A 15927-nucleotide genomic window follows, 5' to 3' on the forward strand; every position below is an offset into this window, starting at 1 on the left:
CAGAATTGTAAAAAAATCTAAATGCTACAATAATTTTAGTGTTCTCCTAGCATCTGGTCAATAAATAGATTAGTTTTTTGGAATATTTATAGGAAAAATGTCATAAATGGTTCACAAAAAAAACGAACAGAATAGATTCTGTTCGCTTACATTTTATAGAGAAGGTTCTTACTTAATCCAAGCTCCGTCTTTGCCTAGCTTATAGCCGTCAATCGTTGTGTTAGCAGCCATCGCACCTGAGCTATAAAGGTAATACCATTTGCCATTTACATACTTCCATCCGGTTGCCATCGCACCGCTGTTTTCAAGGTAATACCATTTGCCGCCATCTAGTAACCAGCCCGTAGCCATTGCGCCGGATTTTTTTAGGTAGTACCAGGTATTTCCGTCTTTCAACCAGCCAGTTGCCATCGCACCTGATTTTGTTAGGTAATACCAAGTATTACCGTCTTTCACCCAGCCTGTTGCCATTTTGCCATCTTTATTCAGGAAGTACCACTTGCCATCGGTATCCTTCACCCAGCCAGTAGATTTAACGTCCTTCACATAGTAGTACCAGGAACCATTTTCTAAGCTCCAGCCATTTTTCACTACTTTGTCGGCATCTTTACGTTGAATGACAACTTCCTTTACTGTTTCATTACCGCTAAGGTCAGTTGCTTTCAAGGTTACTTTATTTTCTCCTTCCTTAAGTGGAACGGTTACTTGGTAATCCTTGCTTAATGGATTTAATACATCCACAGGGCTGACAAGTGGTACTTCAAATTCGTGATTTTCGCCTACGTAGAAGTTTAAATAGTTGAAGTTATCTTGAAGGTTTACATTCAAGGTTACTTTGTCAACATTCTTATTTACTCTATCTGGGGCATTCACATTGATCACTGGTTTTGTTGTATCAACATATACCTTGCGGGCAATGGAGAATACTTTGTTAGAGTGGTCAGTTGCTTCCACCTGAACATCGAATAATCCATCTTTTTCAAACGTAACGATAGTAGAGAAGTGGAAGTTTCCATCTTCACCCTTCTTGAATTCAACCTCTTTTCCATTTACTTTCAATGCTTTTAAGCCGATGTCATCGGAGATAAACCCTTTAACAGGAATTTCTTTTGTAGCATAAGCACCCCATGGCTCAGGTGAATTTGGTACATATTCACCATCTGAATCTTTTGTACCATCAGTGATTACAATCAATGGATTTTCCACATCACCGATGGCTGCCGTATCGTAACCGTAGTTACCTGCATAATCCCAAGCAACAACTTGTACAATTGCTTTTTCCGGTGCCTCTTTAAGTACGTAAGAAGTGGTCTTGTCATCAACTGCAGCAACTTTCTCGCCGTTGACAAAAATCCAGTATTCCTCCGTACCTGTTCCGTTTTCAGTTGTTTCCCAAGATACAGTTGATTTTGCAGAATCGAATGTTGATTTAACCTTTGGTGCTGTTGTATCCACATATACTGGAATTTTCTTAGATTGCCACTTAGCTCCAGCATAATCAATAACCGTTTTGATTTCGTAATAGTACAATCCGTCTTTCACTGCTTCGCCTTTAATTTTACCATCCCAAACGCGGTCTGCTTTATAGGAGTATGGTGAACCTGAACCTCCATCAAACGCATTCTTATAAACATCAGATTCAGCCTTCACACGCTTAAGCTGATTGCCGTCCTTATCCAAAATGTTGAACTGGGCTTCAGCTGCATTTCTTAGAAATGCTGGAAATGGATTAATACTATCAGCATAGTTATCCCCGTTTGGCGATAAAGCGATAAAGCCCTTTTCAGGAACAGCAGTAGTAAAATACTCATCCGTATCTCTAACAATATCTGTTGCACCTTTGCCGAAGTAATATTGTAAATCAAAATAGCGTTCTTCACCTAGAGCTGTAAATCCATCAATGACCTCCGGCTGATCCCAGTTTCCGTAGAAGCCTACATATGGAGCTGTTAGGTTCGGTGTATCTTTGTCTGTTCCTTCTAAGGTAACAGAGCCTTCAACAAAAATATTTTCTCTTAAATCTAGCAGCGTTTTGTTGCCATCAGCATCAAGACCTGGAACTTTTGCGTTTGATAGATCAACCTTAACAGTAAAGTCTTTAGACTCACCAGGTGCAACTTTTACTTCTGAAGGGGCTTCAACTTTCGCACCATCTAGATCTCCGGCAATAAGAGCGTTGTATTCAGGTACATCCTCACCAAAGTCTTGAATCGTATCTGTTAACACATCAGTGTTTACCTTGTAAGTTGCCGTTTTATCCTTAGAAATATTTTTAACAGTGAAAGTCATTTCGAATTGTTTGGATTGGAAGTCCTTCAATTCTACCTTTGCGTCACCCGTTGCTTTGTTCACAAAGTAAGCAGGCGTTGACACTGCTGCATATGTCTGCATCATACCAGCACCTTGACGGCGAGGCGAGAATGGCTGGCCATTTAAGTCGTCAATATTTTTCGCCGTGTTCATTAATAGTACTTTTGCAAAATGCGTACGTTCAGCAACAGAAAGATTTTTGAAGCGATCATCTGCTTGCAGGTATTGCTGCACTAGAGCCGATCCGCCAGCAACATGCGGCGCTGCCATGGAAGTACCACTCATAACAGTATAATTATCATTATTAACTGTGGAATAAATATTACCGCCAGGAGCTGTAATTTCAGGCTTCAAGTCAAGGGATGGTGTTGTTCCCCATGAAGTAAAGCTTGTCATACGGCCCATTTCAGGACTTTCTTGTTTGTTTGACCGTGTAACATTAATAAACGTTTGGCCTTTCGCAACTTGTTCTTCAAGTGTGTTTCCTTCAGCACCTGAAATCAGCAAGAATGGAACATCCCAGCCGCCTTGGTTATCAAACCAGAAGCCATTTGTACGATTGTAAACGATGATTCCAGCAGCTCCTGCATTCGCCGCATTAACAGTTTTATCATAGAAAGATAGGGTACCACGTGGAACAAGAACAACCTTACCTTTTACATCTACTCCATTATAGTCCTCCGGATAGCCTAGCTTGCCGCCAATGCTGGCAAGTTCCAATTTTCCGCCGTTATCTGCAACCAGCTTTGACCAGTCATCAATACCTTTACCAAGGCTTGTGAATCCTTCAAGACCATCAACCGTGATATTATGCTGATATAAGTATGCTTCGTTACCAGAAGCCGCAACAGAAATACCGTCAGGATTTAAGCTAGGAGCGCCAACAACACCAATATCAGGGTTTTTGGCATATGGGTTATCCCAGCCATCACCGATATGGTTAGAGTTACCTGCAGACATTGCACAAACGATACCGTTTGCAGTAGCGCGCTGGATGGCAAGGTCTTCTGCGCTATCTTCTTGATAGAATGCAGCGACATCCCCAAGGCTCATGTTTAGAACATCAGCACCTAGTTTAATAGAGTCATCAATCGCAGCAAGATATACGTCTGACCAAGTAGATGGGTAAATTGGGTCGTTACTGAATACCTTCATTGCAAGGACTTGTGCTTCAGGAGCAACCCCTTTAATACCACCGTTTGCCTCGTCACCGTTTGCAGCAACAGTACCTGCAACGTGCATACCATGCATACTCGCACCTGGTCCTAGATCAAGGATGATATCGTTTCCATCATAATAGTTATAGCCGAAAGGAACTTTATCTGTGTAGAATTTACCCTTTAGCCCATTGTCGGCCACAGTTTGAGCAACTTCCTCTTTTGTTAAACCTTCTTTAGACCTGTCCGTTAATTTGAAGTCGCGGTGGGATGGATCGACACCCGTATCGATAACTGCCACAACCATGCCTTCGCCTCTATAACCGGTTTTCTCCCAAGTTGTACGGGATTCAACGAACTGATGGCTCGTTTTCATATTCGGCTTTACTTTTGGACGATTATATTCATTTGCTAAGTAAACAGCTTTTACCCCTGCAACTGCTTCAATTTTATCCAGGTCGCCATAAGCAATCTCGCCACTGAAGCCATTGAAAGCGGTTGAAAATTTCTGTTTATACTTAATGTTTATACCTTTTGAATTGATTTTATCCTTTACTGACTTTTGCTGGATTTCTGTTTTAGAAGCAAATGAAGATTTCTTATCTTCAGATAATTCTTTGTATAGTTTCCCCTCTTTTGTTGCATATTCAACAGCGGTTTGTCCTTCAACCTCAACGATCACACGGACTTTGTCGGTAGCTTTAAGGTCTGCTCTAAGATTTTTAGCCTCAGCTTTTAATTTTAAGGATTCTCTGTTCTGCTGCTGCTTTAATTGTTTAATCTTTGCTTCCAGGTCTCCTGGCTTATAGGCAGCAGATGCTTGAGACACAAAACTAAAGTTTGACATAACAAGAGCAGAGGCTAATGCGTATGTAGCAATCTTACGTTTTTTATTGTGGTTCTTTTTGCTCATTCTGAATTTCCCCCTTTTTTATATTAGTAAAAAATAATAGAAAGATGTTCTAGTATACTCAAATTTATGTATTAGTGTGAAAAATCGGAATATACAAATATAATGTTAATCGTTTCTTATAGTAACGGTCAATAGAATATTCGGAAATCGAAGAAAAAATTTTCGCAATATTCGACAAAGTCATATCAAACTATTGTCATAGGCTGAATTCCAGTATTACCAGTTTAAAAAAATTTGTCATTTCAAATAAAATTTATATGTAAAAAGAAACCTTTATATCCATTCTTGTCATAATAATGTCGGTAAATGGATCCTCCCTTTAGTAAAAAGTTACCCAAATAACCACAGTTTAGCTTTTTTCTGCATACCTTTTGTTGGCTGCTAGTGCTTTTCTTGTAATAATAGTGCTAACAAGACAAATTTTTCACCTTAAAAACTCCTGAAAAAGAAATTTTTAAAGAATATATATCTTATTTTGAAATAATAAAAAAGAACCAACCCTAATATAGTAGAGTTGGTTCTTTTTTAATTCATTAGCGGATCCAAGCACCATTCACACCTAGCTTGTAGCCTTGAATTTTGGTGTTAGCCGCCATTTTACCGTTTGTATATAAGTAGTACCATTTACCCCCTACATTCAACCAGCCTGTTTGCATTGCACCGCTGGCATTCATGAAATACCAATGGCCATTTACTTTTGCCCAGCCAGTTTTCATAGCACCAGTAGAATCAAGGAAATACCACTTGTTCTGGTCTAAAACCCAGCCAGTCTTCATGGAACCGTCAGAGGCTAAGAAGTACCATTTACCGGCATCTTTCACCCAGCCGGTTTGCATTTCACCATTTGAGCCTAAGAAGTACCATTTACCAGCGTCTTTCACCCAGCCGGTTTGCATTTCACCATTTGAGCCTAAGAAGTACCATTTACCAGCATCTTTCACCCAGCCGGTTTGCATTTCACCATTTGAGCCTAAGAAGTACCATTTACCAGCATCTTTCACCCAGCCGGTTTGCATTTCACCATTTGAGCCTAAGAAGTACCATTTACCAGCATCTTTCACCCAGCCGGTTTGCATTTCACCATTTGAGCCTAAGAAGTACCATTTACCAGCGTCTTTCACCCAGCCAGTTTGGATTACTCCATTTTCATAGTAATACCATTTACCGTCTACTTGAACCCAGCCATTTTGAACCTGCGGCTCTGTACCTGTTAAAATTCTGCCTTCCACCGTTGGTGAAACCGGGCTATTTTTTGTAAAATAGTCTACTAAAATCTCATAATCTACTATTAGCAATTCATGAATACGGCCAGCATCTTTTGCCTTTTTAAACATCGAGAATCCATCGCCGCCGTCAGCTACGAATGCATTGGTTGCAACTGAATATGTTTTAGTCAAATCAATTGATTCAAAACCATTAGCTGTTTTGACTTTTACATCCCAAACTCTATCGTATGCTGGTTTAGCCGGATCGTATTTAAACTGGATACCGGAAACCTGCATAAATTGACCTGCACCGCTTTCTGCTTTACTTACACTATGCTCAAGGGCATCCCAAATTTCTTTACCCGTTAAATCAAGCGTAACAAGAAGATTGGCAAATGGCATTACCGTGTAAATGTCACCTAGTGTTACATCACCCTGCTTAATAGATGCACGAATTCCACCGCCATTTTGCATCGCAATAAAGGTGCCAGGCACCATTTGATTGGCTCTTTGCGCCATCGCATCAGCAATTAAGTTACCAAGGTTGGTTTCTTTGTAGCGGACATTTGTACGTTCGCCGTCAAGAAGAACACTTGTAGAGCCAACTTTAGTCTTTTTCAATTCTTCTAACGGGGCTTTTAATTCATTAACTTTCGCTAATGCTTCTGCATCAGGGGCAAAGGTATTAACATCAAGAAGTTTGCCGCTCTCCGCTGTTACTACACCGTTTTCATCAAACGTTACGTCAAGTGTACCAAGATACTTGAGGTATTCGTTTGCTTGAACAATAACGGTTGGTTCTGTTTTTTCAACTACAACAGGCTTATCAAGCTTCGTATGGGAATGTCCCCCAACGATTACGTCAATTCCATCGACTGCTTTCGCAAGATTCTGGTCTGGGCCATAGCCTAAGTGTGAAAGAACAACAATTTTGTTAATTCCCTGCTCTTTCAATGCACCAACTGTTGATTTTGCTTTTTCTACAGCATTTTCAAACACAATATTTTTAGAAGGGTTCGCAAGGAACGTTGTATCTTCAGTCGTTAAACCGAAAATACCTACTTTTTCCCCATTAACTGTTTTTACGATTGCCGGGTAGATTTTTCCGCCTTCTGGCGCAGCGCTAATTTCGTTTTTGAACAATGGACTTAAAACAGGATCCTTTGTCACATTCACGTTTGCACTTACCATCGGGAAGGTCATTTCACTCATAAAGCTTGCAAGTTCAGTAGAAGTTTTATCAAACTCATGGTTTCCGAATGTCATAGCGTCGTACTTGAGTTTGTTCATGAACCATAAATCAGCTTTACCAAGATATTGGTTAAAGTAAAGTGTTCCAGAGAAAACGTCTCCTGCGTCAACAAGCAAGGAATTTGGTTTCTCGCTTCTTACTTGGTTAACAGCAGTAGTTAACTTCGGATATTGCTCGACATTCGCATGAGTATCATTTACATGCATTAAAGAAAGATTAAATGGTGCAGCTTTCGCTGTGATTCTGCCTTCAACCGTTGGAGCCACAGGACTATTTTTTGTAAAATACTCGGTTAAAATTTCATAGTCTACTAGAAGCAGCTCGTGAATACGGCCAGCATCTTTAGCCTTTTTAAACATCGTGAATCCGTCGCCGCCATCAGCTACGAATGCATTTGTTGCAACTGAATATGTTTTCGTTAAATCAAGCGGCTCAAAACCGTCAGCTGTTTTCACTTTTACTTCCCAGACTCTCTTATATGGATCCTTCTTTGGATCATACTTGAATTGAAGTCCGGAAACCTGCATGAATTGGCCTGCGCCACTTTCTGCTTTACTTACACTATGCTCAAGAGCATCCCAAATTTCTTGACCAGTCAAGTCAAGTGTAACTAGGAGGTTTGCAAATGGCATAACTGTATGAATATCGCCAAGCGTTACATCGCCCTGCTTAATGGAGGCACGGATTCCGCCGCCATTTTGCATCGCAATCGTTGTGTTATTTTTCAAAATTTCATTGGCTTTTTGTGCCATACCATCGGCAATCAAATTACCAAGGTTGGTTTCTTTGTAGCGGACATTTGTACGTTCGCCGTCAAGGAAAACATTTGATGAGCCGATGACTGTCTTTTTCAGTTCATCAAGCGGTTTCTTCAATTCATCTACTTTTTCCTGTGCTCCTGCATCAGCCTTATACGTATTCACATCAAGCAATTTGCCGTCCTGCGCTTTTACCACACCGTTTTCATCAAAGCTTACATTAAGAACACCGAGGAATTTAAGGTATTCATTTGCTTGGACAATAACAGTTGGTTCAGCTTTTTCAACTAACACTGGCTTATCAAGCTTTGTATGGGTATGTCCACCAACAATGACATCGATGCCATCCACAGCTGTTGCCAGATTTTGGTCTGGACCGTAGCCTAAGTGTGAAAGGACAACGATTTTGTTAACACCTTGCTCTTTAAGCGAAGCAACAGTTGCTTTTGCTTTATCTACCGCATTTTCAAATACAATTTCTTTAGATGGGTTCGCAAGGAATGTTGTATCTTCTGTTGTTAAGCCAAAAATACCAACCTTTTCGCCGTCAACCATTTTGATGATGGCTGGATAGATATTACCGCCTTTTGCATCAGCACTGATTTCATTTTTAAACAGCGGTCCTAAGACAGGATCCTTAGTCACATTGACATTGGCACTTAGGATCGGGAATTTCATTTCATTAATAAAGTCTGCTAATACTTTGGAATCTTTATCAAACTCGTGGTTTCCGAATGTCATTGCGTCATAGCGGAGATCATTCATGAAGCCTAAATCTGCTTTTCCAAGGTATTGGTTAAAGTAAAGTGTTCCAGAGAAAACGTCTCCAGCGTCAACAAGCAAGGCGTTTGGCTTTTCGCTTCTTACTTGGTTAACTGCAGTCGTAAGCTTCGGATACTGCTCCACATTCGCATGAGAGTCATTCACATGCATGATCGATAAATCAATTGCTTTATGCTCAGGAGGTGTTGGTTCATCTTTTAAGTTAATTTGTGCCAACACAGCATCATGGTCACTGACACGCCCGTGTGCATGCGTAAACGGAGAGTTCAAGTGAACAATATCAATTTCAGAGCGATCTGTTAGATTGTTAGAAACGAGCATGTGATCAAGCACCTGTGAGTTTCCTTGATAGCTATAGGTAAATCTTTCAGGTGCAGGAACTTTCTCAATTAGGTTCGCTAATTCATTTCCTTTTAAGGTTGTTAATGGATTCGAGAATTCGAAATCGTTTAAGTCACCTAGGGCAACAATGTTCGCATCCGCGTTTTTACTTTTTACATCTTTAATAAAATTATTAACAATGCCGGCGATTTGCACGCGTTTTGCTTCACTGCCTAGAACAGGTGGTTGACTTTTCCCGAAAATCGGCTGGTCTCCGCCCTTAGAATTAAAGTGATTAGCAATAACAATGACATCTTCGCCTTTAAACGTAAATTCTGCAGCTAATGGCTTACGGCTGGAGGAGAATGCTGCATTCGCCGGGTCAATTCTACCAGGGTTGAAGGTTAAGGACCCATTGTCATAGCCAACTGCATCTGTTGACCCACCTTTTTCTGCTCCTGCTTTCAATGAAACACGGTCTGGATTGTAGATGAAACCAACACGGATGTTTCCGTTTGGCGCCCCGCCGTCTTGGTTATTGACTGGTTCAATATCGGTCCACTTGTAAGTTGGACCGCCCTTATCTTTAATAGCATCGATAAGAGCTTGATAGTTTTGGTCTGCAGCTGTTCCGCCAGCTGTTTCCCCGTTATTGTCCTGAACTTCTACTAAGCCGATAATATCAGGATTATCCATGTTATTCACAAAGGAATCAGCGATTTTTGCAGTTTTAGCAGCATCGGCCTTTGTATAGTTTTCCATGTTATATGAAGCAACTGTTAACTTATCATCATCCTTAACGATATCGGTTACTTCTTGCGTATAGCCGCTTTCTACTAATGGAGGAAGATCTGCCTTATTAGTTAGAAGCTTATAGTTTTGGAACGTATAGGTGATGACACCCGTTACCGTACCGTTAAATTTATCCCCTGTTTTAACCTTGTATGTTTCATCCTTTACGGTGAAAAGGAGCGGCAGTCTTTCAGGGTTCATGTTATCCTTCGTAATCGGAATACCGCCTGGTGTTGTGTAAACTTTACCTTCTACTTTTTCCGCAATAACTGGTACTTCTCCATATCTTTGCGGAGCAATAGCCATTGGATTTTCGATAACAACACGCATGCCTTCGATGCTTTCGTAAAAATCAATTCCATCCTCTTCTGGGTCAAAGGCAGAAAATTTGTCATTATCCACTACTTGAGTTGGTGGGTGAATGTCTTTGCCAATGACAAGTGCCTTAGGTAATTCTTGTCCGCTTGCTAGCTTAGTAATCAGAGACGCATTGATTTCTGTTGACGGAAGATCTGTTTCCAGTTTATCGTTATAGCCGGCAACAACCCATTCTTTTACTAGTCCGTCAACCGCTAGTTTATCACCAGCAACAACTCCGTGGCCCTTTTTGTAGACGAGGATCCCTTCGGACGTTTTCGGATTGTTATCAGGATTTGGATCCTGCATATAGAAATTATCCGCATCCCATACTTGAGTGACAATCCCTACAACACCATTGACCGTTTGATCTTTATATGGTGAAGTATGGCTTTCCCCTTGAATAGAACTGATCTTGATGCCATCAGCAGGTGGATCGACTGGCGGATCTACGGGACCGCCTCCTGGAGGTTCAAATCCAATATATGTTGGACTCTTTAATCCCGGGACAGTGAAGTATGCTTCTAATGACCCTGTAATGTAAACTTCTTTACCTAAATTTTCAGGATGTGTTTTTAAATTAAAATTAGTCCTTAACTCTCCTGATGGAAGTTGAACTGGCATTATTTTTGCCGGATCCTTTTCAGTTGGACTATCTGCAATGGCAATATTGGTGTCACTATTAAAAGGACCTGTAAATTGATATTTATTCGTTCCAGTAGTGTATCCAACTATATATCCCTTCACAGTTGCGCTGCCAGTATTATTCGCAATTGCTTGGGCTACGGTTATGTAATTCTCGGCTGCACTGGCATAATTAATGTAAGGCAGCACGTAGCTAGCGAGTAATGTAAAAATAGTTGATAAAATAAAAATCTGCTTTTTAAAAAACTTCAAACCGTTCGCCTCCTTGAGTTTTGAATGTTTATACCTTTGACTTTAGGGTAGTAAACAAACTAAATAGGCATGCCCCCTCTTGTTTTTTTGATCCAGGATTTTGAATACGTTTTCATACAGGTACCAAAATAAAGAAGCTAACTTAAAACTATATATCTATGAGCCCCCCTGGTACGACTTTTGTCGTATACCTCCTATTCTAGTATAAATTGCGCTATTACTCTACAATATTTACAATTTTTGCACAAATTTTACCGTTATGTAAAAATAACTCATAACTGTGTGTTTACAAACAAATAAACGGCATCTTCTTTTTGCGAAAAAGATTTTGGAGCAAAAATGCTGAGTTGGTCTTTCTAGAAAATTCGGATAATAAATGGTTTTTTTGTCGTTTTTTATAGCATTATGGCAATAGTTCTATAGAACTAAATGTGAAACAAAAACTTGCATTAGAGAGCTTAATAAAAACTTTTGATTTATAAAAGATTAATTACTTAATGAATGAGGAGGGTACGATTCTATATAGGGTGAAGGATAAAGTCAACGAGTACTAAAAGAGGTCCCGTGCTTACGGAACCTCTTTTTAATGATTTCTATTCGGCTGCCTGCACCAGATCATCTGCTTCCAGCTGGTGCTCCAAGCGTCTTTGGTTTAATTTTTCCAACGTATGAAGAATCAAGTGGACAAGCAAAACAGCTAGCGCAAATAGTTCCACAGCATAATCGATATAGTACCAGGATAATGTGGCGGTGATATCGTAAAGTGCGTGAACGAGTACGGTCACCCAAAGGTTTCGGGTCCATAATAGGATCAAACCAAATAATAATCCCATGTTAGCAAAGGTGACGATGGCCCCGATGCGAATCGACAATGGCTGCTCCGAATCTAGCGTGTGGTCGATACCAAAAAGGATTGAAGTGAGAAACAGTGCGCTCATCAAAAAAATATCTCTCCGTCCGCTCTCCCAGCGGCGCGGGAAAATTTTTTTAAAGATAACAAGCAAGAGGATCATGTAAGCGAGCCGCCAAACCTCCTCCAAACCAGCAAGCGTGTCTGCATATAAATCAGAGCCAATCATGTCTACTTTTTCAAAAAAGGCCCAAACTGGTTCTGTCGACGCTCCTTCATCCCCTGGATCATATGCCTGTGTCTCGGCATAGTCCTGAACATATTGATCATAATCAACACTAAAATCCTGGAAAGTATAGGTTGAATACATATTGATGACCGTGCTGCCAAGAAAGAAAATCAGAAACGCACCCGTGAATTGGAGGGTAAGCTGCCGTTTTGTTTTAGGATGGTCCGTGGGACTCTTGAGCCGCTGGTGCAGCTTCCAGCCGATAAAAAAGGATGACACCATCATAGCATCATATAGAGTACCTGCCATGTAGCTGTATCGGGTTAAATAGAGGAGAACTTCAGCCCCAATGGTCACAATGAGCATGGCAAAAAGCAACTTTTTCGAAATCGGTTTTGTTAAGTTCGTTGTCATTCTCGTCTTCCCTGCCTCTCCTACTTACCTAAAAAAGTAACCGTTAGGATTCCGAACCCATTTAAAAAAAGCAGGAATATGAAACAGCAAAATACCCACTTCCATTTTCTCTTCACAGATTTGTCTCCTTTAAATTTATTTATGAAAATACAATTAAATTACCATGAAGCCATGTTTAGCGAAACTAGTAAAAGATAATAATAGTAATAATTTAACATAGCAAAAGGCAAATATCACCAAAATATTTTTTCCATTTTTTTATTTACATGCTCTCAAAACGGAATCGATTTTGGTGATTTTTTAGGTTTCATTTACATATGAATGTACAAGCAGTTACTGTATTTTTATTAAGATAGGAGTCCAAAAAAATGAAACGTCTTGCATCCATCTTTCTCTCACTATTTATTATCTTTATATTATCTGCTACTAATCCTGAACGTGCTGAGTACATCGATTGGATTAATCACAAAGCCATGGAACAATCGTCAAACCTGTTAAAAAAGGGGTTTCTATCGGTTGCGGGAAAATCCATCTTTGATGCGGGAACAACCAAATCCGATTATGTTATTTTCTCGATCTATAAAACTGATTTTACAGATGCAGGAATGGGTAAGGTTACGACCATTGGGATCTTCAATCAATTTATCCCGCTGTCAAGTTTTGAAAAAGGCGAGTAGAGTTAACTCGCCTTTTTCTATTTATCCACTTTTTCCACCTGGAATACCGAGACACGAATCTGCTCCCCGTTTTCATCAGTCATATTTTCATATCCAATGAAGCTTCCGATGACGGTATAGTTCTGGTAAATCGTAAATTCCGACTGGCCCCTTAACAGCAAATATGTTTTTTCCCATCGGCTGGTGGTGTAGTTATAGGTTTCCGATAGTGTGACTAATGCCCCTCCGTTTGCTTTCGCGGCGGCGTAAGCTGTGAAACGCACCTTTTTCCCATAATAGCTGGTAATATCGCTCACCTGAATATCAACATAATCTGCCTTTATTTTAGTAAAACGATAGATCCCCTGAGAATCCTGTTCGTAATAGGCACGTTCGCTCGTCCCTTTGCCTGCTGGATTATCCACTAGTAAAACATTCTTCGATTCCACGGTTATATTGTCTGCTTCAACATCAAGAATTTTCACCATCGAACTAGAGCGGACTTCGTAGGCCAAATAATGATGCTTCCGTTCCGTAGATTTTACATCGATCGAGACGACCGGATTGTTTGATGAAGTATAGCTGCTTTCAAAATCTAGTTTAGTGACGTTCGGCGAGCCATCCAGGGTTCCCTCGGTAACTGCCATTGCCTCTTCTCCCTTTAGCTTGCCAAAATAGATTCCACCGTCCTTTGAGATGGCTGCAATGACTATGTCTCCCCCCCATTTGTTCTTCGCGGTCACAAAGCTTGGGAATTCCTTTGAAGGATAAAGACGCTTTAGGACGCGAATCGGTTCAAATTTATCCCAGGCGAGATTTGCATTTGCGATTAGTTGTTCCGTGTTTTCTAATGGTTTCAGTGCTTCATAGAGGCTGATGGCATCCTCGTATTTGTTGCCGGTTGTGAAAGATTTTGCTTTAGACAGTAAATCATTTTTTGCTTTTTCGATAAATGAGAACACCTTGGCATCCTTCATATTCGCTGATAGGTTTCTTACGGTGTTTGCCTGCTCGGCAAATACAGCATAATCCTTCTTATCAATTGCGGCATTAAGAACTTTTAACAAATGGGTATCGAGGGTGTTTTTAAGCCAGCCAAAATCAATAGAGAAATTGGTCAGCATGGCAAATTGCCGATTTCCTTCAGCTACAATCTTAGCAACGGAAGCATTCTCTGCTTTTAATGCCTTTATTTTATTAACATAATATTGGTGGAATGCGGTTTGGATCTCTTTTGTTTTTTCAGGATCACCGCCATAGTATTCAGCGGGGAGCTTTTTTAGAATAGTAAGAACCTTTTCCTCCTCGGCGTCCCCATTTATGGTATTATTCTGTAATTTAGCAAGCTGGCTTATTTTTATCGCGGAAAAATAGTCCTTAAAATCCTGATCAAGCTTCGTGAGTACGAGCATTTCCCCATACATTTCCTTTTGAATACGTGAGCCTGATACCCATATTTTCATGTTCTCATGCCAGCGATCATAAGTTACAACGAGTTGATCGATGTTCTTTTCCTCCTGATTATCAGCTGCCATTTCATCTAGGTCTTCCATGACTTCACGAATGGGCGAGAGAATCGAGAGCTTCCGGTTAATGTCTTGATTATGGTCTGTAACCGATAGATTTCGCTTTGCGGCCCGGAACTTCTTTTCCGCGGCAACTAAATCTCCTGACTGAAACAAGCTCATTGCTTCCTCATAAGCAACAAGTTTTGCATGTGCCATAATGAATTTACCGCCGACAATTACAAGCAGAATTACAAGCAGCAGCAAGAAAAAATTTTGCGACATGTTCACTTTTTTATAAACAGTTGACTTAAACATGACTAATGACCCTTTCTCTTTCAATTGTAAAACGCTTGAAATCGGGATCATAATGATACCTTTTCGCAACTACACGCATTGTTTTTTCCTTAAGGCTTCCCCACTCCACCTCAGGGTTAGCATGGATGATACTGCACAGTCTAAGCACACGTTCCTTAGGAAAATAGTCAAGGAATTCTTCGATAAACGTGGAAAACTCGAGAATGTACAGCTTCATTCGTAATACCGTACCAGCGACAGCAACAAGCGAGTCCATCCCGAAATCAATGACAATCGCATCTCGATAGTGGATAAAATAGGCGATACACTTTTTCGTAATCAGAGTTCGGTTGATTTTTAACACCTCAAGCGCATATTTCACAAAATCCTTATCATATGATGAAGGAATAAGCCCTTCAACCTCAAGTTCCATGTCGCTCCGTAGGGCAATATCGTTTAACACCGTCACGCGTCGGACTTTCATGCGATCTGTGGAAATAAAATCGCCAATTTCACGAAGCTTTTCATAGGCCGCGGCAAGTCTCTCCTCTTTGACATCAGCTTTGGCGAGGTCACTGTCAAACTGGATGCCCGCCTGGATTTTGCGGAAATCCTTCCTAAGCAGCTTCTTCATTTGATGGAAATACTCACTTTTCATAAACAGAGAGGTCAAAGCAACGTAGCTGATACAAAAGATGATTCCAGCGAATAAGGAATAGTACATGGTTTTGATGGTTGGGGCAAAGACAATGCCGATGCAGACAACTATTAATATTCGAATTGCTTCCGTTGTTATTCGTTTTTTTAAAATAGTTTTGACGAGACTCTCAATTCCTACTAGATTAGTACCGCATGTCGGACACGTTTCATCTTTTAAAACAGAATAACGATTGCATTTTTTGCACATTTTTAGCTTTTGAAAGCAATATTTTGTTCGTTTTTTCTTCGATAACTGGACAGCCTGTTTAGCCAATGGAATCACCCTCGTTTAACATGATGATTAATTCATCATCGATATCCTCGAAACGGCCGCTGCTGCGCTTATTTTTTATAAGTTGATAGGTTTTCCAAAGAAGGATCAATACTAGAATACTAGTAAATACGATGAGGTACATGGTACTCCTCCTGTTCAAATGATTTTACCTTACATAAAATTACATAATTTTCCCATAATATTCGGTTAATTTATATTATAATAGGAAAATTTTTATAATTCTAGGGATTATTCCTT

At 40.2% G+C, this 15927-nt stretch carries 7 protein-coding genes; 1 reads left to right on the top strand and 6 read right to left on the bottom strand.

The genetic code is table 11. The features are described 5' to 3' along the window. Positions 1-168: 168 nt before the first annotated feature. The 3 genes from QNH20_RS23070 to QNH20_RS23080 form a co-directional block, all read right to left on the bottom strand. Positions 169-4380 (bottom strand): S8 family serine peptidase, encoded by a 4212-nt coding sequence (locus QNH20_RS23070; RefSeq protein ID WP_283920269.1) that lies wholly within the window; start codon positions 4378-4380, stop codon positions 169-171. A 533-nt stretch (positions 4381-4913) separates the two neighbouring features. After that, a complete protein-coding gene (locus QNH20_RS23075; RefSeq protein ID WP_283920270.1) occupies positions 4914-10745 on the bottom strand; it encodes a 5'-nucleotidase C-terminal domain-containing protein in 5832 nt (1943 codons plus the stop codon). A gap of 593 nt (positions 10746-11338) precedes the next feature. Further along, complete coding sequence (locus QNH20_RS23080) at positions 11339-12238, bottom strand: CPBP family intramembrane glutamic endopeptidase (protein WP_283920271.1); 900 nt, start codon at positions 12236-12238, stop codon at positions 11339-11341. A 368-nt stretch (positions 12239-12606) separates the two neighbouring features. On the opposite strand from QNH20_RS23080, the gene QNH20_RS23085 reads away from it, so the two are divergent. Then, complete coding sequence (locus QNH20_RS23085; RefSeq protein ID WP_283920272.1) at positions 12607-12915, top strand: DUF4359 domain-containing protein; 309 nt, start codon at positions 12607-12609, stop codon at positions 12913-12915. Between the two features lie 17 nt (positions 12916-12932). On the opposite strand, the gene QNH20_RS23090 is transcribed toward QNH20_RS23085, so the two are convergent. Genes QNH20_RS23090 through QNH20_RS23100 form a run of 3 tightly spaced genes read right to left on the bottom strand, consistent with a single transcriptional unit; the run spans position 12933 to position 15811 of the window. After that, a complete protein-coding gene (locus tag QNH20_RS23090; RefSeq protein WP_283920273.1) occupies positions 12933-14717 on the bottom strand; it encodes a hypothetical protein in 1785 nt (594 codons plus the stop codon). Beyond that, complete coding sequence (locus QNH20_RS23095) at positions 14710-15669, bottom strand: hypothetical protein (RefSeq protein ID WP_283920274.1); 960 nt, start codon at positions 15667-15669, stop codon at positions 14710-14712. Before QNH20_RS23095 ends, QNH20_RS23090 begins: the two co-directional genes overlap by 8 nt. After that, on the bottom strand, positions 15662-15811 hold the full coding sequence (locus QNH20_RS23100; protein ID WP_283920275.1) for a hypothetical protein: 150 nt from the start codon (positions 15809-15811) through the stop codon (positions 15662-15664). The genes QNH20_RS23095 and QNH20_RS23100 overlap by 8 nt, the downstream gene beginning before the upstream one ends. Positions 15812-15927: the final 116 nt, after the last annotated feature.

The sequence above is a fragment of the Neobacillus sp. WH10 genome, from assembly GCF_030123405.1.
Lineage (GTDB): Bacteria > Bacillota > Bacilli > Bacillales > Cytobacillaceae > Neobacillus.